Here is a 22,343-nt window from a genome sequence, read left to right on the forward strand (position 1 = left end):
CGTTACTTGCGGGCTGTGACACTCCGGCCGGCCTTGGCGTCCGCGACACTCCGGCCCACCGAACCGAGGACCACGCCGCCCAGGATCAGGACCATGCACAGGATCTGCATCGGGCCGGTCGGCTCGCCCAGGATCACGTACGAGAGGATCGCGACGAAGACGGGCTGCAGGTAGTAGACCAGGCCCGCGCGGCCGGCGCCGATCAGCGAGATCGCCTTGTTCCAGGTGAAGAAGGCGACCGCGGAGGAGAAGACTCCGGCGTACAGGAGCGGCGAGACGGTGCCGACGGTCGGTGTGAAGCCGCCCTGCAGGACCAGGCTCGCGAGGAAGACGGGCGACAGGATCACGGCGCCGAGCGCGAAGCTGGTGAACAGGAAGGCCAGACCGCCCAGTTCGGCCGGACGGCGGCGAAGGAGCGCGCTGTACGAGGCGAAGCTGAGGGCCGCGGCCAGCATCCACAGGTCGCCGGGGGCGAAGTCCGGGGTGAGCTTGCCCTTGCTGACCAGGAGCAGGACACCGACACAGGCGATCAGCATGCCGGCGACCCGCCGGGCGCCGAGCCGGGCGCCGCCGAGCTTCTCGTAGACCGTCATCACGACCGGCGAGGCGGCCATGATCATGCCCATGTTGCCGGCCGAGGTGGAGATGCCGGCCTGGTAGACGAGGGTGTTGTAGACGGTGATGCCGAGCAGCGAGGCGAGGCCGACGAAGCGCCAGTGCTTGACGATGATGTGCCGCTCGCGCCAGGCGTGCCGGGCGGCGAAGGGGGCGGCGGCGGTCAGGGCGACGATCCAGCGCCAGTAGGCGTGCTGGATCGGCGGCACCGTGTCGGCGAGGGCCCGGGCGCCGATGAAGCTTCCCGACCAGACCACCGTCGCGACGAGCGCGAGCAGCAGCCCGAGCGTCGCGGTACCGGCCGCGCGTCCCTTCGGCTTCGTCGGCGTCGCGGTCGCCTCGGGGGTGCGTACTCGGTCGAGGACTGCCATCGGTATCCCTTGCCCAACTGCCCTGGTGGGGGCGCTTGTCGTGTGCGTTCGGGATCTACAGTGGCAGGAGGGTGACACTTAGGTCCATCGAAAAGAATCGATGGTTCCATGAAGCTGAACTGAACGTTCAGGGAGCCGGTGAGCGGGCACGCAAAAGCGCCTCCCGGTTCCGCGCGGAGGCGGAACCGGGAGGCGCTCTCGAAGGTTTCGGGTCAGCCCTGCTGCTTGCGGGACTTGTCCGTGACCATGACCAGGCCGGCGATGACCAGGAACAGGGCGACCGGGGCCACGACGAACAGGCCGAGGGTCTCCACCACGGAGAGACCGGAACCCGGGTCGTCACCGTCGTCGCGGGTCAGCGCGAGCGCGGGGGACGACATCAGCAGCATCATCAGCGTCGTACCGGCTGCTACGGCGCCGGCGCGCAGGGCGTTCTTCTTGTCCACGGTGCCAACCTAGCGAATGCGTTCCGGGCGCGCGCGCCCGGGGTGCCCACCCGCGCGCGTCCAGGGGCCACCCTCGCGTGTCCGGGGCTCACCCGTGTGCGCCCCGGGGTGCCCGCCGGCGTCACGACTCGGCCCGCACCGCCGCCATGAACGCGTGCAGCCGCGCCGAGCCCGCCAGCTCCTCCAGGGTGACCACCCGCCCGTCCGGCCCCGAGACGGGGATACGCCAGTTCGGGTACTCCGCCCAGGTGCCGGGTACGTTCTGCGGCCGCCGGTCCCCCACCGCGTCCGGCAGCCAGATGCCGGTCAGGCGGGCGGGCGTGCGGCGCAGCAGCCGGTAGAGGGACTGGACATCGGTCTCCTCGGGGCCTTCGGCCGGCAGTCCGAGCTCGGCGGCGAGCGCCAGCCACTCGCGGACGTCCGCGGCCTCGGCCGCGAGCTCGGAGTCGAGCGGCCCGGAGAGCAGGCCGAGGCGGTGGCGGAGACGGACGTGGTCGCCCGTGAGCTTGGCCGCCGTGGACGGCAGATCGTGGGTGGTGACCGTGGCCAGGCAGTCCGCGCGCCAGCGGTCGGGTGGCAGGGGGCGGCTGCCGTGCTCCCAGTCGCGCTCGAACCAGAGGACCGAGGTGCCGAGGATGCCGCGCGCGGCCAGCTCCTCCCGTACGCCGCGCTCGACCGTGCCGAGGTCCTCGCCGATGACGACGGCGCCGGCCCGGTGCGCTTCGAGGACGAGCAGCGCGAGCAGGGCCTCGGAGTCGTAGCGGACGTACGCCCCGTCGGTGGGCGGGTGCCCCTCGGGGATCCACCAGAGCCGGAACAGGCCCATGACGTGGTCGATACGGAGGGCTCCCGCGTGCGCGAACAGACCGCGCAGGAGCGCGCGGAACGGTGCGTAGCCGCACTCCGCCAACCGGTCCGGGCGCCAGGGCGGCAGGCCCCAGTCCTGGCCGCGGGAGTTGAAGGCGTCCGGCGGGGCGCCGACCGAGGTGCCGGCCGCGTACAGGCCCCCGTGCGCCCAGGTGTCCGCACCGTCGGGGTGCACACCGACGGCGAGGTCGTGGATGAGACCGAGCGCCATGCCCGCGTCGCGTGCGGCAGCGGCCGCGGCGCCGAGCTGGGTGTCGGTGAGCCAGATGAGGCGGCTGTGGAAGTCGATGCGGTCCATCAGTTCATGCGCGGCGCGCGCGGTGGCGGCCGAGCCCGGATCGCGGAGCTCCTCGGGCCAGCCGCGCCAGTCGGGACCGTGGCGTTCGGCGAGGGCGTACCAGGTGGCGTGCCGCTCCAGGTCGTCTCCGCCCTCGGCCAGGAACGCGCAGTACGCGGCGCGGCGTCCCGGACCGAGCGGCACGGCCCGGATCAGCTCCAGGGCCTGGGACTTGAGCTCCCACACGGCGTCCCGGTCGATCAGCGCTCCCTTGCCGAGCACCGACTCCCGTAACTCCGCGGCCCGCCCCGCCAGGGCCGCGGCCCGTTCGCGGTCCTCGGGTGCGAGATAGGCGTACTCCGGTATGTCCTCGATCCGCAGATGGACAGGGTCCGGAAAGCGCCGCGAGGAGGGCCGGTACGGGGAGGGGTCGGTGGAGCCGCCGGGCGCGCCGGGGACGGCGGCGTGCAGGGGGTTGACCTGGAGGAAGTCGACACCCAGGTCACGGCCCGACCAGGCGGCGAGTTCGGCGAGGTCGCCGAGGTCGCCCATGCCCCAGGAGCGCTGCGAGAGCAGGGAGTAGAGCTGGACGAGCAGGCCGTGACTGCGCCCCGGCGGTGCGGGGGCGCGGTCGGGGGCGACGATCAGATGGCTCGCGGAGGCGCGGCGGCCGTCGGGGGTCTCCGCGTACAACCGGTGGACGCCGTACGGGAGTTGCGGCAGGTCACCGGACCAGGACCACTCGACCGAAGCGCCGCCGCCCTCCGGGGCGACCACCATCCGTGTGCCGTCGGGCAGCGCGCCGAAGACGCGCGAGCCCGCCACGACGGTGTCGGGCAGGACGCGCTTGCGCCGCCGTTCCTGGATGTCGAAGACCGCGCCGTCGACGGCCGCGTCGGTCGAGGTGTCCACGCCGAACGCCGCCAGCGCCGCCCGCAGGGCCGCCGGGGAGACCGGCTGCCGCACCCCGGGCGCGGGCTCGTAGGAGGAGTCGATGCCGTACAGCACTGCGAGCTGGGCCAGGGACATCGGCGCCCCTTCGGTCGTATGCGGCCGGATACGAAGAGGTGCGGGGGTTCAGAGGAAGGAGGCGGTGCCGAACGCGGTGGGCTCGCTGGTCAGTGGCGCCTCGTCGGCGAGCGGGGGCTCGCTGGTCAGCGGCGCCTCGTCGGCCAGGGGTGGTTCGCTGGTGAGGGGTGCTTCCACGGAGAACGAGCCGTAGAGCACGGAGTCCGGGTCGGAGACCCGGGACAGGTCCGGCAGTTCCGGCAGTTCCGCGTGTTTGGACAGGGCGTCGAACAACAGCTGAGCGCTCACCCAGAGCCTCCTTGTGTGGGGGACGGTCCCCGTCGATCCACCGCCGCGGGTCGTGCCCGGCCGGTGTGATCGGCAGACGTTCAGCCCTACCCAGCGTTTTCGGTGCCATGCGCCGAACGTGGCGCTGCTCACATTCTGCGGATCGACGGCGAGTTGACCAGACCGCGGGCGCCGACTGCGACAGAACGGAAAAACCCGGCGCCAGGGGCGACGAACAGGAGCCCCTGGAACCCCGGTTCGCAGCTTCGTCGACGTCCCGCCCAGGATCTCCCCCAGGTGGTATATAACCGGCACAACGGCCACTCGCATTGACACTGTCACCACTGCGGTGGTGGGCTCGACACCATCCGGAATCCCCGCGTCGAGGGCCGTGCGAAGCGGCTGTCGGGGTCGTGTGGGAACCAAGGAGAAGGGCGGGAGAAGCCGTGCTGGTCCGGGGTCGTAAGCGTGCGGCCGCGCTCGCCGCCGCGGTCATCGGCGGTCTGCTCGGTGGTGCGCCGGGGGCGTATGCCGAGCCGCCCGAGCCGGGCCTGACCGCTCCCGAGCGCGAGAACGACGCGGCGCTCCCTTCCGTATGGCCTCGTCCCCACTCGCTGCAGTCCGCCGGCGCTCCCGTGCCCGTGGGCGAGCGGGTGTTCCTGCTCGCGGACGAAGCGGCGGATCCGTATGCGATCGAGGCGCTGCGCACCCTGCTGCGGGACGCCGGCGCGCGGCAGATCACCGAGGTGCGCGACGCGGCCGAGGTGTCGGGGCCCGGGCTGCTCGTGCGCGCCGGCCAGGAGCAGGGGCGGACGAGTCCGGCGGCTCTGCACCCGCGCGCGCCCCGTTCCGGGACGGACGCCGCACTGCGGGCGCTGAAGGTGGCCGAACGCGGCGATCTGCCGTCCGGCGGCTATCGCATCGGGGTCGGCCGGGTCGACGGCCGGGACACGGTGGCACTCGCGGGCGTCGGCGACGACGGCCTGTTCCACGCCGTGCAGACGCTGCGCCAGCTCGCCGCGGACGGGCAGTTCGCGGGGGTGCGCGTACGGGACTGGCCGGCTTCGGCGGTACGGGGCACCACCGAGGGCTTCTACGGCACCCCCTGGACCACCCAGGAGCGCCTGGAACAGCTCGACTTCATGGGCCGCACCAAGCAGAACCGCTATGTGTACGCGCCCGGCGACGACCTCCACCGCCAGGCGAAGTGGCGCGAGCCCTATCCGGCGGCGCAGCGCGCGGAGTTCAGGAAGCTCGCCGAGCGCGCCCGCGCCAACCATGTGACGCTCGCCTGGGCGGTCGCCCCCGGCCAGTCGATGTGCCTGTCCTCGGGCGACGACCTCAAGGCGCTCATCAAGAAGGTCGACTCGATGTGGGCGCTGGGCGCCCGGGCCTTCCAACTCCACTTCCAGGACGTCTCGTACAGCGAGTGGCACTGCGACAAGGACGCCGACGAGTTCGGCTCCGGCCCCGAGGCCGCGGCGAAGGCGCAGGCCCGCGTGGCGAACGCGGTCGCGAAGCATCTGGCCGGGCGGCACCCGCAGGCGGCACCGCTGACCTTGATGCCCACCGAGTACTACCAGGAGGGCTCGACCGACTACCGCGACCGGCTCGCGAAGGAGCTGAACGACGGGGTGCAGGTCGCCTGGACCGGCGTGGGTGTCGTGCCGAAGACCATCACCGGGCGCGAACTGGCCGGCGCACGCCGGGTGTTCGACGGCCATGACCTGGTGACCATGGACAACTACCCGGTCAACGACTACGCCGAGGACCGGATCTTCCTCGGCCCGTACACCGGACGCGAACCCGCCGTGGCCACCGGTTCGGCGGCGCTGCTCGCCAATGCGATGCAGCAGCCCACGGCCTCGCGCATCCCGTTGTTCACGGCCGCCGACTACGCGTGGAACCCGAGGGCGTACCGGCCCGGGGAGTCCTGGCGGGCGGCGATCGCCGATCTCGCCGGCACCGACGCCGAGGAGCGCGAGGCGGTGGCCGCCCTGGCCGGCCATGACGCCTCGTCCGTGCTCGGCGGCCGGGAGTCGGCGTATCTGCGGCCGCTGATCGAGGAGTTCTTCCAGGCGCGCTCCACGGCGGACGACGGTCGACTCGACGAGGCGGCACGTCGGCTCTCCGAAGCGTTCTCCGTCATGCGGCAGACCCCCGGCCGCCTCGACGACACCGACCTCGGGCGCGAAGTGCGGCCGTGGACCGAGCAGTTGGGACGCTACGGCGAGGCGGGCGAACTCGCCGTCGGGCTGCTGCTCGCGCAGGCGCGCGGGCAGGGCGAGGACGCGTGGCGCTCGGCGCGGCGGCTCGACTCCCGGCGCGCCGCCCTGAGGTCGGGGCAGGTGACGGTCGGCGAGGGCGTGCTGGACGCGTTCCTCGACCGGGCCCAGGAGGAGGCCGCGGCCTGGACCGGCGCCGACCGCGCGCCCTCGCGCAAGGACGCGAAGGACTCCAAGGCCCCGGTGGAGCGCCCGGACAAGGACCGCCTGGAGCTCTCCCGTCCGCGCCCGCTCGACGCGGTGACCGTCATGACGGTGCCGGGTACGCGCGGCACCCTGCAGGCCCATGTCCCGGGCAAGGGCTGGCGCTCGCTCGGCGAGGTGTCGGAGAGCGGCTGGACGGAGGCGCGCGGGCTTCCCCAGGAGAACGTGGACTCGCTGCGTGTGCTCTGGCAGGGCGAGGCGGGCCGGGTGGAACACCTCGTCCCCTGGTACGCCGACGGCCCGTCCGCCGCCCTGAAGCTCTCCCGCGGCGAACTCGACGCGGAGATCGGCGGCGCTCCCCAGCGCATCGCCGCCCGTCTCACCTCCCGGCGCCCGGACGCGGTGAGCGGCCGGGTCACGGCGGAGCCCCCGGCCGGCATCGAGGTGCGCACCCCGGTCTCCTCGACGCTTGCGCGGGGCACCCGGCGGGACGTGCCGGTGGAGATCAAGGTGCCGGCCGGCACACCCTCGGGGACGTACGAGATTCCGGTGAAGTTCGGCTCGGAGACCAGGACGCTGACCGTACGGGCGCATCCTCGCGTGGCCGGCCCGGATCTGGCCCGCACCGCGAAGGCCGCGTCCTCGGGCGACGAGACCCCCGACTTCCCCGCGGCGGACGCCAACGACGGCGATCCGCACACCCGTTGGTCCTCGCTCGTCGAGGACGGCCAGTGGTGGCAGATGGAACTCGCCTCGCCGGCCCGCGTCGGCCAGGTGGTCCTCACCTGGCAGGACGCCCACGCCTCCCGCTACCGGATCCAGGTCTCCTCCGACGGCCGCGTCTGGCGTACGGCCGCGACCGTGCGCGACGGACGGGGCGGGCGCGAGGCGGTGGGCCTCGATGCGCGGGATGTGCGCTTCGTGCGGGTGCAGATGGACGAGCGGGCCACCGAGTACGGGGTGTCGCTGTGGTCGGTGGAGGCTTACGCGGCCGCCGAGTAGCCGAGACTCCGCCCCGTATCGCCCCTGTTTGTCCCGGACTTGAGCGGAACGCCTTCTCTCACTTCCCGCCTCATTCCCGCCAGCTATTCACTGAGTACATATAGCCGGTACATAGTTGAGCCATGAGCACCCGCCACGTCCTGCTCGGCCTGCTCACCGCGGGCCCGAGTCACGGCTACGACCTCAAGCGACGCCATGACGAGCGCTTCCCGCAGGCGCGCCCACTGGCGTACGGGCAGGTCTACACGACACTGCAGCGGCTCGTACGGGACGGTCTCGCGGAGGTCGAGGGCACGGACGCCGACGGCGGTCCGGAGCGCACGCACTACCGCTCGACCGACAAGGGCTCCGTCGAACTCGCCCACTGGCTGGGCGAGATCGCGCCGCCCGCCCCCTTCGTCACCAACGACATCTTCGCCAAGGTCGTCGTCGCGATCCTCGCCGAGGCGGCCGGCGAACCGGCCGACCCGGCCGCGTATCTGCGCGCACAGCGCACCGCCCACATGGCGCGGATGCGGGAGTTGACGGCCCTGAAGACCGCGCCGGGGGCGGATCTCGCGACGGTGCTCTCCGCCGATTACGCGCTCAGCCATCTCGACGCCGATCTGCGCTGGATGACCACCACCGCCGGCCGGCTCGCCGCTCTCACCGAGGAGATCAGGAACGTATGACCACATCGACAGCGCCCTTGATCGCCGCACGCGGACTCGAGAAGGCGTACGGAAGGACCGACGCCCTGCGCGGCGCCTCGCTCACCCTCGGCGCCGGCGAGATCCTCGCCGTCACCGGCACGAGCGGAAGCGGCAAGTCGACGCTGCTGCACTGCCTCGCGGGGATCGTCACGCCCGACTCGGGCAGCGTGCGCTATGACGGGAAACAGGTGGAGAACCTGTCCGAGGCGCAGCGGACGGAGCTGCGCCGGACCGACTTCGGGATCCTCTTCCAGTTCGGCCAGTTGATCCCCGAGCTGTCGGCGATCGACAACGTCGCGCTTCCGCTGCTGCTCGCGGGGGTACGCCGCGCCGCCGCGCACCAACAGGCCGCGGACTGGCTGGGGAAGTTCGGGGTGTACGGACAGGCGCGGCTGCGGCCCGGCGAGATGAGCGGCGGGCAGGCGCAACGCGTCTCCCTGGCACGGGCGTTGGTGACCGGGCCGAAGGTGGTCTTCGCCGACGAGCCGACGGGCGCCCTGGACACCCTGACCGGGGAGCAGGTGATGACCACCCTGGTGCAGTCGGCCCGCGAGAGCGGCTGTGCGGTCGTGCTCATCACCCATGACGCCCAGGTGGCGGCGTACGCGGACCGTGAAGTGGTGCTGCGCGACGGTGTGGTGAGGGCCGACGAGCCGTGGGCCGCCGAACACTTCAGCACGGCGGAGGTGTACGGCAATGACTGAGCTCACTCCCGTGCGCGACCTCCTGACGAAACCCGTGCGAGCGGGGCTGCTCGGCAACACCAGGCTCGCGACGACCCTGCTGCGCGGCTCCAACCGCCGGGAGTGGTGGCGGATAGGCCTCACCGGGCTCGCGTCGCTGCTGGCCACGGTGTTCGCGCTCACGGCGGTCCTGGTGGCGTCGATCACCTGGGACACCCGTCTGCAGAGTGGCACCGAGGCGATGCCCGTGGCCGACCGCTACAGCATCCCCGTCCTGAACGACCCCGGTGTGCGCCCCGGTTTCGCGTTCGCCATCGCCATGCTGCTCGTGCCGGTGCTCGGTTTCCTGGCCCAGACCACGCGGGTCGGCGCCGTCCATCGCGACCGCAGGTTCGCCAACCTGCGGCTCGCCGGTGCCACGCCCCGCCAGGTCCGTTCGCTCGCGGCCGTCGAGGCCGGGCTGACCTGTCTGGCCGGGGCGGTGGCGGGACTGCTGCTCTTCCTCGGCGTGCACGCCCTGTTCGGACGGCTCCAGTCCGGCGACCGGGTGCTGAACTGGCCCAGCGACGTGAGCGTCGCCTGGCCCGCCGCCCTCGCGGTGACCCTCGCCGTCCCGCTGGCCGTCACGCTCCTGAGCATCCTCGTGCTGCACCGCGTCGTGACGTCACCGCTCGGGGTGGTGCGCCGGGCACGCAAGCAGCGCAGCCGTGTCTTCTACGTGGTGTTCGTGCTGTGCACGGCCGGCGCGTACGTGACGGTCCAGTTCGGCCTGCAGGCGGACTTGGCGACCGCGGTCTTCCCCGTGCTCGCCCTGGTGGCCGTCGTCCTCGTGGGAGTCGGCGCGGTGGCCTCCGCGGCCGCCTTCGCCCGGTCGATGGGCGGTGCCCTGCTCAAGCGCGCCCAGCGGGCCGACGTGCTGATCGCGGCCGGCCGGCTCAAGGCCGACCCCTGGGCGTCCGCCCGTATCCACGGCACCCTGATCCTGGTCACCGTGGCCGGCGTGATCCTCGTCGGCGTCCGCGCCCTGATCCTGACCGACGTCGGGAGCGAGGACGACGACGGCTACTACTCCAGCGGCATCAACCTGATCGCCGCCGCCTTGCTTGTCGCCACCGTCATCGCGCTGCTCGCCCTGCTCACGGGGACCGCGGAATCGCTGATCACCAGGCGCCGCGCGCTCGCCGCGCAGTCCGCGGCGGGTGTCCCGCAGGCGGTGCTGCGCCGGGCGGTGCTCCTGGAGACCGCGCTGCCGCTCGCTCCCGCGATGCTGGTCGCGGGTGTCGGCGGAGTGGCCCTCTACGTCGCGTACGGCGGCCTGATGGGACGGCCGCTGCCGCTTCTCTCGTCGCTGCTCGTGCCGGTCGGTGTGTACGCCGCGTGCCTGCTGGCCACCGCCTGCACCTTGCCGTTGCTGCGGCGCACGCTGCATCCGGCGGAGCTCCGCTACGAGTGACCGTCCCGAGGGGGACGACGGGGGAACGCGAACGGGGGTGCCGCTGAACGTCAGCGGCACCCCCGTTCGCAGAGGCACGACGGCGACGGTGCTCACACCCCGTACGAGGCGACGGCGCCCACCTCCCCGTACAGGAAACGGGCACACAAAAACCCGGATCGAAGATCAGGCAGAGATGCCGTCGATCCGGGCCATCGCATCGTCCGCGCCGTATGGCTGCAGGTACGGCAGCCAGCGCGGGTCCCTATGCCCGGTGCCGATGATGCGCCAGGCAAGACCGGTGGGCGGGGCCGGTTTGTGGCGCAGCCGCCAGCCGATCTCGACCAGGTGGCGGTCCGCCTTGACGTGGTTGCAGCGCCGGCAGGACGCCACCACGTTGTCCCAGGCGTGGCGGCCGCCGCGGCTTTTGGGGATCACGTGGTCGACGCTGGTTGCGACGCCACCGCAGTAGACACAGCGTCCGCCGTCACGGGCGAACAGAGCACGCCGGGTGAGCGGAACGGGCCCCCGATAGGGGACCCGGACGAAGCGCTTCAGCCGGACGACGCTGGGGGCTGGGATGGTGCGTGTAGCACTGTGCAGGAAGGCGCCGGATTCCTCGAGGCACATGGCCTTGTTCTCGAGGACGAGGATGAGCGCGCGGCGGAGCGGTACGACGCCGAGCGGCTCGTACGACGCGTTGAGGACCAGGACATGCGGCACCGATGCCTCCTAATACGCCGGCGGCGCGTGGCTCGCGCCGGGACGATCTGTAGCCAGTCTCCCCTCATGGCTGCTCGAAGCGCCACCATGTCCCGGTAACGGGGCGAGGGAATTTACGGCATCACCACTGCTCCGGCTGGGGGTCCCGGGGTTGTCCCCCGGGAATGTGCAGTCGGCCACACTGAGTACATCCCCAGGTGAGGCGCGTCTCTCCCCTCTGCATGGCAACGATCCAGGCGCAATGCCCCGTTAGTGTTATTGGTCTGCCCGCGCACACCGCCGACGCTGTCCGGCGGGCAGACCGCTACACGTGGAGGTTCCTGCCGTGCTCTTGTCCGCTCTCGCGGCCGCCGACCCCAGCGCGCCGCCGTCGATCCAGGACGCCCAGGAGAAGGCGGAGAACGCCGCCGGCTGGGTCGAGGAGAACTGGTCGACCTGGCTGGCCGTCGGGCTGCGGGTGCTGCTGATCCTGGTGATCGCGACCGTGCTGCGGCATTTCATCCGCAAGGCGATCACCAAGTTCATAGAACGGATGAACCGCACCGCCCCGGCTCTCGACGGCACCGCACTCGGCGGTCTGCTCGTCAACGCCGAGCGGCGGCGGCAGCGGTCCGAGGCGATCGGCTCCGTGCTGCGGTCGGTGGCGTCCTTCGTGATCCTCGGGACCGCGGCGCTGATGATCCTCGGCGCGTTCGAGATCGATCTCGCGCCGCTGCTCGCCTCGGCGGGTGTCGCGGGTGTGGCGCTCGGTTTCGGTGCGCGCAACCTCGTGACCGACTTCCTGTCCGGCGTCTTCATGATCATCGAGGACCAGTACGGGGTCGGTGACTCCATCGACGCGGGCGTGGCCTCGGGCGAGGTCATCGAGGTCGGGCTCCGGGTGACCAAGCTGCGCGGTGACAACGGCGAGATCTGGTACGTGCGCAACGGCGAGGTCAAGCGGATCGGAAACCTGTCGCAGGGCTGGGCCACCGCCATGGTCGATGTGTCGGTGCGGCCGGACGAGGACCTGGAGAAGGTGCGCGCCACGCTGGTCGAGGTCGGCGAGGAGCTGGCCAAGGAAGAGCCCTGGAACGAGCGGCTCTGGGGACCGGTCGAGGTGCTCGGGCTCGATGCCGTGTATCTGGACTCGATGGTCGTACGTGTCTCCGCGAAGACCATGCCGGGCAAGGCGCTCGGGGTCGAACGGGAGCTGCGCTGGCGGATCAAGCAGGCCTTCGACGCGGCGGGGATCAGGATCGTGGGCGGGGTGCCGCCGGTCGCCGCGGAGGACGCGGGTCCCGACCCGGCCGCGGGTGTCGCGGCGCCGTCCGCCTACGCGTCGCCCACGTCGCCGCAGTCCGTCGCTGCGACGCCGATCGCTCCGCCGCCCAACTTGGCGAAGTAACCCAGAGGAACCGAAGGGGCCGTGCCGGAAGGCGCGGCCCCTTTCTCGTTGCCCGTGACGAGTTGCCGTGACGAGTTGCCGTGACGAGTTGCCGTAACGAGTTGGTCTCCCCGCCGGCCGCGACCCTTGACGTCCCCCGGCCCCCCGCTGCTAACTTCCCCAGAAGCGATAGGAAACCTTCCTAACAGACAGCCGGGTACCGTCCCTGCCGTCACGAAGCAGGGCTGTACGAGGGGGCACCATGGCCGGGACGACACCGGGGACTCCGCGCGTGCTGCGGGCGATGAACGACCGTGCCGCGCTCGACCTGCTCCTGGAGCACGGCCCGCTGTCCCGTACGAAGATCGGCAAGCTGACCGGCCTGTCCAAGCCCACCGCCTCACAGCTCCTCGCACGGCTCGAGGCCTCGGGCCTCGTCGTGCAGACCGGCACGAGCGAGGGCCGCCCGGGCCCCAACGCCCAGCTGTACGCGGTGAACGCGGGCGCCGCCCACGTCGCCGGACTCGATGTCACCCCCGGCCGGATCCTCGCCGCGGTCGCCGATATCACCGGCGCCACGGTCGGACAGTTCGAGCTGGCCACCCCCGGCCGCACCGGCCGTGCCGAACCGGGCGGGGTGCGGCAGCAGGTGCTCAAGGCCCTCGACGGCGCCACCAAGGCCGCCGGACTCGCCCGCTCGGACCTGCACCGTGCCGTCATCGGCACGCCTGGCGCCTTCGACCCCAACACCGGACGCCTCCGCTACGCCCACCACCTGCCGGGCTGGCACTCCCCCGACCTCCTCGACGAGTTGGCGGCCGCGCTGCCGATGCCCGTCGAGTACGAGAACGACGTGAACCTCGCGGCGGTCGCCGAGCAGCGGCTCGGCGCGGCGCGGGAGCACGACAACTTCGTCCTCCTGTGGAACGAGGAGGGCATCGGCGCCGCCCTCGTCATCAACGGCCGTCTGCACCGCGGCTGGACCGGCGGCGCCGGCGAGCTGGGCTTCCTGCCCGTGCCCGGTACACCGCTGGTACGCCAGGTCGCCAAGACCGGCAGCGGCGGCTACCAGGAGCTGGCCGGTGCGCAGGCCGTCCCCCGTATCGCCAAATCGCTCGGTATCGAAGGGACGTCCGAGCGCACCCCGCACGCACGGGCCGCGGCCGAGCTCCTGACCCGCGCGTCCGCCGACACCACCGACCCCCGCCACGCCGAACTGCTGCACCAGACCGCCCACCGGATCGCCACCGGTCTGTCCTCGGTCGTGGCGGTTCTCGATCCCGAACTCATCGTCCTGTCCGGCGGGTTGATGACCGCCGGCGGTGAGGCGCTGCGTGCGCTGATCCAGGCCGAACTCGCCGAGCTGGCCGCGTCGCGGCCGCAGCTCGTGCTCGGTGAGGTGCAGCAACAGCCCGTTCTGCGCGGGGCGTTGGAGAGCGCCCTCGCCGACACCCGCGACGAGATCTTCGACACCTCCCGCTGACCCCACAGCACCCCGCTCCACAGCACAGCACCCCACACCTCCGGCACCACAGCACCCACACCTCCGGCACTCAGCCCTGCCCTGGGAGACACCGTCATGCCCAAAAACCGGAAGATCACCGCTGCCGTAGCGGTGGCCTCGATATCCCTGCTCGCCTCCGCCTGCGTCGGTTCGTCCGAGAACGGCGCGAACGACGATCCGGACGCCAAGACCACGCTGACCTTCTGGCACGGCTGGTCCGCGCCCAGCGAGGTGAAGGCGATCGCCGAGAACGTGAAGGCGTTCGAGAAGGCGCACCCGAACATCAAGGTCAAGGTCGTCAAGGGCCTGACGGACGACAAGATCAACCAGGCGCTCAGGGCCGGTGGTTCGAACGCCCCGGACGTCGTCTCGTCCTTCACCACGGACAACGTCGGCCGCTTCTGCTCCTCCAACGCCTTCGCCGATCTGAAGCCCTTCCTCGACAAGGCGAAGATCGACCCGGCGAAGACCTTCCTGCCGCAGATGGCCAAGTACACCGAGCACAACGGCAAGCGCTGCGCGGTGCCGCTGCTCGGGGACGCGTACGGCCTCTACTACAACAAGGACGCGTTCAAGGAGGCCGGCATCACCGAGCCGCCGAAGACGCTCTCCGAGTTCGACAAGGTGGTCAAGAAGCTCACCAAGACCAAGGGCGACGGCTTCGAGCGGCTCGGCTTCATGCCCAGCTACCTCGGTTACGAGACGACGGTCGAGCACTACGGTTCGCAGTTCGGCGTGCAGTACCTGGACGGCGAGGGCAAGTCCAACACCGCCAAGGACCCGGCCGTGAAGAACATGCTCACGTGGCAGAAGAACCTGGTCGACGACCTGGGCGGCGCCGCGAAACTGAACAAGTTCCGCACCTCGCTCGGTGACGAGTGGGGCCCCAAGCACCCCTTCCACACCGGCCAGGTCGCCATGCAGCTGGACGGCGAATGGCGCGGCAAGATGGCCGCCGACGCGGACCTGGACTTCGAGATCGGCGCGGCCCCGTTCCCCGTCCCCGACGACCAGGTCGCCGACTACGGCAAGGGCTATCTGTCCGGCACGATCCTCGGCATCGCCAACACCAGCGCGAAGAAGAACGCCGCCTGGGAGCTGGTGAAGTACCTGTCAACGGACACCGACGCGGTGGTCTCCTTCGCCAACGCGATCCACAACGTGCCCTCCACGCAGGAGGCCATCAAGTCGCCCAAGCTCAACAGCGACCCGGTCTACCGCACGTTCGTCGACATCGCCCAGCACCCGAAGTCCTCGCATGCCCCCTCGTCCGTCAACGGCGGCGCCTTCCTGCTGACGCTCCAGGACTACGCGCTGAAGTACGAGAAGGGCACGGAGAAGGACACCGACGCCCTGCTGAAGAAGAACGACCAGCAGGTCGACAAGGACAACGAGCAGGCCGGCTGAGGCAGATGAGCACCGTCCCGTACGGGCTGAGGGCGAAGCGTCGCAAGGCGACGCTTCGTACCCTCGGCTTCCTCTCCCCCTGGCTCATCGGCCTCACGGTCTTCTTCCTCTACCCCCTGATCTCCACCGTCTACTTCTCCTTCATGAAGTACGACGGGTTCACGGCCCCGACCTGGGTGGGCCTGAAGAACTGGGCGTATGTCCTCCAGGACAACCCGTTCTTCTGGCCGGCCCTGCGCAACACCCTCTGGCTGATGGTCGTGATGGTGTCGCTGCGCGTGGTCTTCGGGCTGGGCATCGGCCTGCTGATCACGAAGATCAAGACGGGCGCGGGCTTCTTCCGCACCCTGTTCTTCCTGCCGTTCCTGGCCCCGCCGGTGGCGGCGACGATGTCCTTCGTCTTCCTGCTCAACCCGGGTACGGGACCGGTCAACACCCTGCTCGACAAGGTCGGGATCGAGGGCCCGCAGTGGTTCAACGACGCGTCCTGGTCCAAGCCTTCGCTCACGATCCTGGCCCTGTGGTGCATCGGCGACCTCATGGTCATCTTCATGGCCTCGCTGCTCGACGTACCGAAGGAGCAGTACGAGGCGGCGGAGCTCGACGGCGCGAACGGCTGGCACCGCTTCCGGTACGTGACGCTGCCGAACATCTCGCCGATCGTGCTGTTCTCCGTGGTCACGGGCGTGATCGCGACGATGCAGTACTACACGGAGCCGCTGGTCGCCGCGAAGGTGGCGAGCGGGGTGATCGGTGGTTCGGGCCAGCAGTTCGAGCCCGGCTACCCCGAGAAGTCCACGCTCACGGTGCCGCAGGTGATCTACAACCTGGGCTTCCAGCGCTTCGACACCGGCGCGGCCTGTGTGGTGGCGCTTGTGCTCTTCGCGCTCGCCATGGCGTTCACGGCGCTGTTGATGCGCCGCCGCAGCGGCTTCCTTTCGGCGGAGGACTGAGATGACCGACACGACCCTCGCCCCCGTCAAGGCACCGGCGCCGGCTCCCCGTACCGCAACCCCGGCGCACCGGACGGCCAAGCGCAAGGCGGCACTTGAATGGGTCGCCGTGCACTCGCTCGCGATCGCGGTCGGGCTGTTCTTCCTGCTCCCGTTCGTCTTCGTCTTCCTGACCGCGGTGATGAGCGACGACCAGGCGCTCACCCGCGATCTGTGGCCGAAGACCTGGGAGTGGGGCAACTTCGGCACCGTCTGGGAGACGCCGGGCTTTCTGACCTGGTGGAAGAACACCCTCCTGTACGCGGGTCTCGGCACGCTGCTCGCGATCTGCAGCAGCCTGCCGGTGGCGTACGCGCTCGCCAAGTTCCGCTTCCGCGGGCGCAACGTGATGATGATGGCCGTGATCGCGGCGATGATGCTGCCGCCGCAGGTGGTCATCGTGCCGATGTACCTGTTCTGGGCCAAGCAGCTCGATCTGGCCGGCACGCTGTGGCCGCTGATCATCCCGATGGGCTTCGGCAACGCGTTCACGATCTTCCTGCTGCGGCAGTTCCTGCTCACGATCCCGCGTGAGTACACGGAGGCCGCGAAGATCGACGGCTGCGGCGAGTTCCGTACGCTGATCCGCGTGGTGGTGCCGATGTGCAAGCCCGCCATCTCGGCGGCCGCGCTCTTCCACTTCTTCTACTCGTGGAACGACTACTTCGGACCGCAGATCTACGCCTCGGAGAACCCGGCCGCGTGGACCCTGAGTTACGGCCTGGAGTCCTTCAAGGGCGCGCACCAGACGGACTGGAACCTCACCATGGCGGCGACCGTTCTCGTCATGGCGCCCGTGATCTTCCTCTTCTTCTTCGCCCAGAAGGCATTCGTCGAGGGCGTCACCTTGACCGGAGTGAAAGGCTAAGTGCTGTGAAGCTCGCAGTAGTGGGGGGCGGCTCCACGTACACCCCCGAACTCATCGATGGATTCGCCCGGTTGAGGGAGGTCCTGCCGATCGAGGAGCTCGTGCTCGTCGATCCGGCGGCCGAGCGGCTTGAGCTGGTCGGGGGCCTGGCCCGCCGTATCTTCGCCAAGCAGGGTCATCCCGGCCGGATCGTCACCACCTCCGACCTGGACGCGGGCGTCGAGGGCGCCGACGCGGTGCTGCTCCAGCTGCGCGTCGGCGGACAGGCGGCCCGCAACCAGGACGAGACCTGGCCGCTGGAGTGCGGCTGCGTCGGCCAGGAGACCACGGGCGCGGGCGGCCTCGCGAAGGCCCTGCGGACCGTGCCGGTGGTGCTCGACATCGCCGAACGCGTCCGCCGCACCAACCCGGACGCCTGGATCATCGACTTCACCAACCCGGTGGGGATCGTGACCCGGGCCCTGCTGCAGGCCGGGCACAAGGCGGTCGGGCTGTGCAATGTGGCCATCGGGTTCCAGCGGCGCTGGGCCTCGGCGCTCGGCGTCACTCCCTCCCAAGTCCATCTGGACCACGTGGGGTTGAACCACCTCACCTGGGAGTTCGGTGTACGCATCGGGGGCCCCGAGGGCGAGAACGTGCTGCCGAAGATCCTGGCCGAGGGCGGCGACGAGCTCGCGGACATGCTGAAGCTGCCGCGCTCGGTCCTCGACCGCCTCGGCGTCGTGCCCTCGTACTATCTGCGCTACTTCTACGCGCATGACGAGGTCGTACGGGAGCTGGGGACCAAGCCGTCCCGGGCGGCCGAAGTCGCCGAGATGGAACGGCAGTTGCTCGCCATGTACGGCGACCCGGCGCTCGACGAGAAGCCGGAGCTGCTCGCCAAGCGCGGCGGCGCGTACTACTCGGAGGCGGCCGTGGACCTCGCGGCCTCGCTGCTCGGCGATCAGAGGGGCGGGGCCGAAGGCCCCTCCGGCACGGGCGGTGGTGGGAGACGGGTGGGCGGATCGCCGCACCAGGTGGTCAACACGTACAACAACGGGACGCTGCCCTTCCTGCCGGACGACGCGGTGATCGAGGTGCAGGCGCGGGTGGGCCGCGAGGGTGCGGTGCCGCTCGCGGTGCCGAAGCTCGACCCGCTGTACTCGGGCCTGATAGCCCATGTCACCGCGTACGAGGATCTGGCCCTCGAAGCCGCCCTGCACGGGAGCCGCGACCGGGTGTTCAAGGCGCTCCTCGCGCACCCCCTCATCGGCCAGTACGACGCGGCCGAAGGCCTCACGGACCGGCTGATCGCACACAACCGGGAGCATCTCGCGTGGGCCTGACGGCAAGTGTGCTCGCCATCGACGCGGGCAACAGCAAGACCGATGTCGCGGTGGTCGGCGAGGACGGCACGGTCCTCGCGACCGCCCGCGGCGGAGGCTTCCAGCCGCCACGGGTGGGCGTCGAGGCGGCGATGGACACCCTGTCCGTTCCGGTCACGAAGGCCCTGGACGAGGCCGGCGTGACATCGGTGTCACTGGTCTCGGCCTGTCTGGCGAACGCCGATCTCCCGGTCGAGGAACGGGAGTTGACCGCCGCCGTCGCCGCGCGCGGCTGGGGTGCGTCGGCCGTGGTCCGCAACGACACCTTCGCGATCCTGCGGGCGGGAGTGGACACGCCCCTCGGCGTGGCGGTGGTCTGCGGCGCGGGTATGAACTGCGTCGGCATGACCCCCGACGGGCGTACCGCACGCTTCCCCGCGATCGGCCGTATCTCCGGTGACTGGGGCGGCGGTTGGGGTCTTGCGGAGGAGGCCCTGTGGTTCGCCGCGCGCGCCGAGGACGGCCGGGGCGAACCGACGGATCTGGCCCGCACATTGCCCGGCCACTTCGGCCTGCCGACCATGTACGCGCTGATCGAGGCGCTGCATCTGGACCGGATCCCGATGGCGCGCCGGCACGAGCTGACGCCGGTGCTCTTCGCCACGGCGGCGGCGGGCGACGCGGTGGCCCGGTCGATCGTGGACCATCTGGCCGACGAGGTCCTCGCGATGGTGAAGGTGGCCCTGCGCCGCCTCGACCTGCTGTCGACGCCGGTGCCCGTGGTGCTTGGCGGGAGCGTGCTGGCGGCCCGGCACCCCCTCCTGGACGCGGGGATACGGGAACGTCTGGCCACGGCGGCTCCGCTGGCGCAGGCCCAGGTGGTCACCGCCCGGCCGGTGCTGGGGGCGGCGCTGCTCGGCCTCGATCAGGTGGGGGCCTCGGCCGAAGTGGCCGCGCGGGTACGGCAGTTCTACGAGGGGCCCGGGGCCAGGACGGCGCCTGCACCCCAGCCCGTATCGACGGATTGAGCGAGAGGGTCCGTGCTCGGGCCGCGTCGCAGTGGCCTGAAACGGACCCTCGAAACGGTCCGAATTCATCTCCTCCAGCCGCCCGGAACTAGGACAGAAGTTGTCCGCAACGGCTTCTACCTTGGTCTCATCAACCAAACGAAGGAGCTCGGACCATGACCTTTCTGGTCGCAGGCGCAAGCGGTTCCGTAGGCCGTCGGATCGTCGAGCAGCTGCTGGCGAAGGGCGTGAAGGTACGCGCTCTGACCCGTGACCCGGCGCGGACGTCCTTTCCGGAGGGCGTGGAGGTCGTACGGGGTGATCTCACCGACCCGGACAGCCTGGCCCCGGCCTTCGAGGGCGTCACCGGAGTGCACCTGATCACCTTCGGCGGCGCCGCGTTCGCACCCCTCGAGACCGGCCCGCAGATCGTGGCGCTCGCCGAGAAGGCCGGGGTGCGGCGGATCACCGTGCTGCACGGCGGCGGTCCGACCCCACTGGAGGACACGGTCAAGGCGTCCGGCATCGACTGGACGGTGGTGATGCCGGTCGAGTTCATGTCCAACGCCCTGGAGTGGGCGGACGGCATCCGCACCGCCGACGAGGTCCGCGAGCCCTTCGTCGACCGGCTCAGCGCGATGGTGCACGAGGCGGACATCGGCGCGGTGGCGGCCGAGGCACTGGTCTCGCCCGGGCACGCCGGACAGTCGTATGTGGTCACCGGGCCGCAGGTCCTCACCCTCCAGGACAAGGTGTCCGCCCTCGCGGCGGCCCGTGGGCGCGCCGTCGAACTGGTGGAGCTGAGCGAGGCGCAGGCTCGGGAGCAGTGGGCCGCGCAGGGACTGCCGGCGGACACGATCGAGTTCCTGGTGATGGTGTACGGGAACACGCCCGAGGAGGGGCGGACGGTGACCGACGTCGTGCAGCGGGTCACGGGCCGCCCGGCGCGGACGTTCGCCGAATGGGCGGCGGAGCACGCGGACGCGTTCCGCGCCTGAGGACGCACGAGCCGAGGGGCCTCCCGGATGTCCGGGAGGCCCCTCAGCCATGCACTTCCCTAGCCGTTCCAGCCCGGCCACGGCGGCGCGTAGGAGCACCAGTCCTCAGGGCAGCCCACCTTGAACGCCCGCGTCACCGTCTCCGTGACGGACGTGCCGTCCGAAGCCGTGCCCGTCACACGCAGCGACACACGGGACTGGGCCAGGCCCGGGACCTCGACCTCCCAGGCGCCGTTGCCGGCACGGGAGACGGCGGCCCCCGACCAGGTCGCGCCGTCGTCGGTGGAGTACTCCACGGCGACCCGGTTCACCGGCGCCCCGCGCGACCCCTCCTGGTACGGGAAGGACACCCCGAACCCGAACGGCCGCTCGGGGGCGAAGGAGTTGTCCCCGTCCATGGCGGACATGTCGTACCGCACATCGAGCAGCGGCAGCGCCCGCGACGAGGCCGTACGCCCCGACCGGAACTTCCAGGTGTCGCTGACCTCCGTGCCGAGGAACCACGAGGGGTCGTCCCGTTCTGCCGTCGCGCTCAGCGTGTACCAGTCCGAGCGGGCCGGCAGGTCGAACAGACCGCGTCCGCCGTAGCCGTTGCGTCCGACCAAATCCCCGTCGGAGTCCCGCAGTTCGGTGCCGCCGGAGTCGATCACGGCCGGCGACTCGCTCCGGTGTCCGGCCGCGTCCGAGAACATCGGCACGTCCACCCGCAGCCGGTCCCGGTCGCGCGTGACGGGTGTACGGCCTTCGAGTGTGGTCACCCCGAGCGCGGGCCCGAACGGCCCGGACAGCCAGTGGTCCGCGCCCTTGCTCCCCGCCTCGTACACGGTCGGCGCGGTGTACTGGGCCCCGAGCGCACCCGCCTCGTCGCTGGCGTACTCGAAGGTCGCCGTCGTCCAGGGCAGTCCGGGCGTGTAGTGCCCGGTGAACCGGTGCGGCGCCCGCACGACGGTCTGCTGCTGCGCGAGCACGACCCCCTCGTATGTCACCCAGCCGTACACGCCCTTGGGGTCGTTGGGGTACCCGGTGGTGCGCTGGCTGTGCGCGACGGAGGCGAGGTCCCGCTTGCGGTCCGTCCACTTCGCGCCGCCCGGCACGCCGTCCTCGGAGCGGTGGAAGGTGAAGTAGACGTCGTCGGCGTTGCGCTTGCCGACGATCTCCATCCGCACCGGACCGTCCGCGAGCCGTTCGCGAAGCAGTGTCGGTCCGGGCTCCTGCGTGACCAGGAGGTTGTCGCCCTCCTCGCCGTCGATCCACGTACCGGAGAAGATCACCGCGGCCGGCTTCTCGGCCATGATCGCCTGGTAGCGGCGGGTGCGTTCGGCGCCCGGCGCCTCGCGCTCCGGGGTGAACAGCACGATCTTGTCCGTGAGTTCGAGCCCGGTGAGGTCCTTGCCCGTGCCGGCGTCCGCGACCTCGGCCTCGACGTCCCAGTCGATCCGGGCGTAGAAGTACGGGTTCACGCGGATGTTCAGCGGCTTCTCACCGAGGGTCGTGGCCCGAAGGAGCGGCTCCGCCCAGGTACCGCCCGCGAAGTACGTCAGGCCGTCCATCCGCGCGCTCTGCACGGTGTACGCCTTGAACTGGCCGTCGAAGATCGGCGTGAGCAGCCCTGTGGGACCCGTACCGGTGTCGGACACCAGCCCCTGCGTGGAACCGCCCGGCACCACCTGCGCCTTGGGGTCGTCGACGCCGAGGTCCACTGGCTTCGCGTCCGAGACGTCGACGGTCAGCGCCTTGTCGCCGTCGAGCTTCACGTGCTCGGCGAGCGTGACGGTGGACATGGCGGTGGTCTCGCCGTTGGCGGCGTTGCGGTACTCCCAGACGTCCGCGAGCAGCCGGTAGCTGCCCTTGGGCAGCGTGACCTGCTCGCTGCCGGTGGTGAAGCCCACGATGTCGGAGGCGCCGGTCTTCTCGTTCTGCCACACCACGTGGGTGTACGTCTCGCTGACGCCCTCGCGCAGGTCGCCCGGCGCGAGCGTCAGGGTCGCGCTGTCCGGCTCGGCCTGGATGCCGACCGGGGTGCGGACCCGGCTGCCGTCGCTGCCGCGCGCGGTGATCCAGGCG

Annotated in this window: 18 protein-coding genes; 12 read left to right on the forward strand and 6 right to left on the reverse strand. The window is 71.0% G+C overall.

The genetic code is table 11. From position 1 onward, the window contains the following. Window positions 1-2: 2 nt before the first annotated feature. The 4 genes from ABT367_RS21260 to ABT367_RS21275 all read right to left on the reverse strand — a co-directional run bounded on the left by ABT367_RS21260 (window position 3) and on the right by ABT367_RS21275 (window position 3,893). Complete coding sequence (locus ABT367_RS21260) at window positions 3-986, reverse strand: DMT family transporter (RefSeq protein ID WP_352254640.1); 984 nt, start codon at window positions 984-986, stop codon at window positions 3-5. A 212-nt stretch (window positions 987-1,198) separates the two neighbouring features. Continuing rightward, the gene (locus ABT367_RS21265) at window positions 1,199-1,432 is read right to left on the reverse strand and encodes a hypothetical protein (protein ID WP_165331878.1); all 234 of its coding nucleotides are present in this window, start codon (window positions 1,430-1,432) and stop codon (window positions 1,199-1,201) included. Between the two features lie 121 nt (window positions 1,433-1,553). Then, window positions 1,554-3,605 (reverse strand): 4-alpha-glucanotransferase, encoded by a 2,052-nt coding sequence (gene malQ / locus ABT367_RS21270; protein WP_352254641.1) that lies wholly within the window; start codon window positions 3,603-3,605, stop codon window positions 1,554-1,556. Between the two features lie 48 nt (window positions 3,606-3,653). Then, window positions 3,654-3,893, reverse strand: a complete 240-nt coding sequence (locus tag ABT367_RS21275; protein WP_352254642.1) for a hypothetical protein — start codon at window positions 3,891-3,893, stop codon at window positions 3,654-3,656. 425 nt (window positions 3,894-4,318) lie between these two features. Here ABT367_RS21275 and ABT367_RS21280 point away from each other — a divergent pair, with 425 nt between their 5' ends. The 4 genes from ABT367_RS21280 to ABT367_RS21295 all read left to right on the forward strand — a co-directional run bounded on the left by ABT367_RS21280 (window position 4,319) and on the right by ABT367_RS21295 (window position 10,131). Continuing rightward, window positions 4,319-7,303 carry a beta-N-acetylglucosaminidase domain-containing protein gene (locus tag ABT367_RS21280; protein WP_352254643.1) on the forward strand — a complete coding sequence of 995 codons (2,985 nt, stop codon included), beginning with the start codon at window positions 4,319-4,321 and terminating at the stop codon, window positions 7,301-7,303. A 122-nt stretch (window positions 7,304-7,425) separates the two neighbouring features. Next, on the forward strand, window positions 7,426-7,974 hold the full coding sequence (locus ABT367_RS21285) for a PadR family transcriptional regulator (RefSeq protein ID WP_165331881.1): 549 nt from the start codon (window positions 7,426-7,428) through the stop codon (window positions 7,972-7,974). Beyond that, the gene (locus ABT367_RS21290; RefSeq protein WP_352254644.1) at window positions 7,971-8,699 is read left to right on the forward strand and encodes an ABC transporter ATP-binding protein; all 729 of its coding nucleotides are present in this window, start codon (window positions 7,971-7,973) and stop codon (window positions 8,697-8,699) included. Before ABT367_RS21285 ends, ABT367_RS21290 begins: the two co-directional genes overlap by 4 nt. Beyond that, a complete protein-coding gene (locus ABT367_RS21295) occupies window positions 8,692-10,131 on the forward strand; it encodes an FtsX-like permease family protein (RefSeq protein WP_352254645.1) in 1,440 nt (479 codons plus the stop codon). Before ABT367_RS21290 ends, ABT367_RS21295 begins: the two co-directional genes overlap by 8 nt. Window positions 10,132-10,296: 165 nt before the next feature. On the opposite strand, the gene ABT367_RS21300 is transcribed toward ABT367_RS21295, so the two are convergent. After that, window positions 10,297-10,833 carry an HNH endonuclease gene (locus ABT367_RS21300; protein WP_165331883.1) on the reverse strand — a complete coding sequence of 179 codons (537 nt, stop codon included), beginning with the start codon at window positions 10,831-10,833 and terminating at the stop codon, window positions 10,297-10,299. Between the two features lie 325 nt (window positions 10,834-11,158). On the opposite strand from ABT367_RS21300, the gene ABT367_RS21305 reads away from it, so the two are divergent. From ABT367_RS21305 to ABT367_RS21340, 8 genes are all read left to right on the forward strand, one after another. Continuing rightward, on the forward strand, window positions 11,159-12,220 hold the full coding sequence (locus tag ABT367_RS21305; protein WP_352254646.1) for a mechanosensitive ion channel family protein: 1,062 nt from the start codon (window positions 11,159-11,161) through the stop codon (window positions 12,218-12,220). A 241-nt stretch (window positions 12,221-12,461) separates the two neighbouring features. Beyond that, a complete protein-coding gene (locus ABT367_RS21310) occupies window positions 12,462-13,682 on the forward strand; it encodes an ROK family transcriptional regulator (RefSeq protein WP_352254647.1) in 1,221 nt (406 codons plus the stop codon). Window positions 13,683-13,778: 96 nt separating this feature from the next. Then, complete coding sequence (locus ABT367_RS21315; protein WP_352254648.1) at window positions 13,779-15,110, forward strand: ABC transporter substrate-binding protein; 1,332 nt, start codon at window positions 13,779-13,781, stop codon at window positions 15,108-15,110. A gap of 5 nt (window positions 15,111-15,115) precedes the next feature. Next, window positions 15,116-16,063, forward strand: a complete 948-nt coding sequence (locus tag ABT367_RS21320) for a carbohydrate ABC transporter permease (RefSeq protein ID WP_352254649.1) — start codon at window positions 15,116-15,118, stop codon at window positions 16,061-16,063. 1 nt (window position 16,064) lies between these two features. Further along, the gene (locus tag ABT367_RS21325; protein WP_352254650.1) at window positions 16,065-16,970 is read left to right on the forward strand and encodes a carbohydrate ABC transporter permease; all 906 of its coding nucleotides are present in this window, start codon (window positions 16,065-16,067) and stop codon (window positions 16,968-16,970) included. Between the two features lie 5 nt (window positions 16,971-16,975). Continuing rightward, complete coding sequence (locus ABT367_RS21330; protein ID WP_352254651.1) at window positions 16,976-18,295, forward strand: 6-phospho-beta-glucosidase; 1,320 nt, start codon at window positions 16,976-16,978, stop codon at window positions 18,293-18,295. Beyond that, window positions 18,286-19,302, forward strand: coding sequence for an N-acetylglucosamine kinase (locus ABT367_RS21335; RefSeq protein WP_352254652.1), 1,017 nt, complete (start codon window positions 18,286-18,288; stop codon window positions 19,300-19,302). The genes ABT367_RS21330 and ABT367_RS21335 overlap by 10 nt, the downstream gene beginning before the upstream one ends. Before the next feature lie 155 nt (window positions 19,303-19,457). Further along, complete coding sequence (locus tag ABT367_RS21340; RefSeq protein ID WP_352254653.1) at window positions 19,458-20,279, forward strand: NAD(P)H-binding protein; 822 nt, start codon at window positions 19,458-19,460, stop codon at window positions 20,277-20,279. Window positions 20,280-20,338: 59 nt separating this feature from the next. Here ABT367_RS21340 and ABT367_RS21345 read toward each other — a convergent pair. After that, the coding region (locus ABT367_RS21345; RefSeq protein WP_352254654.1) for a hypothetical protein at window positions 20,339-22,343 on the reverse strand (2,005 nt) is incomplete at its 5' end.

Origin of the sequence: Streptomyces mesophilus (assembly GCF_040300965.1) — a bacterium.
Classification (GTDB): domain Bacteria; phylum Actinomycetota; class Actinomycetes; order Streptomycetales; family Streptomycetaceae; genus Streptomyces; species Streptomyces mesophilus_A.

Coding starts and splice junctions, on each gene's coding strand:
- ABT367_RS21285 (WP_165331881.1), top strand. CDS start 7,426: ATGAGCACCCGCCACGTCCTGCTCGGCCTGCTCACCGCGGGCCCGAGT.
- ABT367_RS21295 (WP_352254645.1), top strand. CDS start 8,692: ATGACTGAGCTCACTCCCGTGCGCGACCTCCTGACGAAACCCGTGCGA.
- ABT367_RS21325 (WP_352254650.1), top strand. CDS start 16,065: ATGACCGACACGACCCTCGCCCCCGTCAAGGCACCGGCGCCGGCTCCC.
- malQ (WP_352254641.1), bottom strand. CDS start 3,605: ATGTCCCTGGCCCAGCTCGCAGTGCTGTACGGCATCGACTCCTCCTAC.
- ABT367_RS21290 (WP_352254644.1), top strand. CDS start 7,971: ATGACCACATCGACAGCGCCCTTGATCGCCGCACGCGGACTCGAGAAG.
- ABT367_RS21315 (WP_352254648.1), top strand. CDS start 13,779: ATGCCCAAAAACCGGAAGATCACCGCTGCCGTAGCGGTGGCCTCGATA.
- ABT367_RS21340 (WP_352254653.1), top strand. CDS start 19,458: ATGACCTTTCTGGTCGCAGGCGCAAGCGGTTCCGTAGGCCGTCGGATC.
- ABT367_RS21310 (WP_352254647.1), top strand. CDS start 12,462: ATGGCCGGGACGACACCGGGGACTCCGCGCGTGCTGCGGGCGATGAAC.
- ABT367_RS21320 (WP_352254649.1), top strand. CDS start 15,116: ATGAGCACCGTCCCGTACGGGCTGAGGGCGAAGCGTCGCAAGGCGACG.
- ABT367_RS21260 (WP_352254640.1), bottom strand. CDS start 986: ATGGCAGTCCTCGACCGAGTACGCACCCCCGAGGCGACCGCGACGCCG.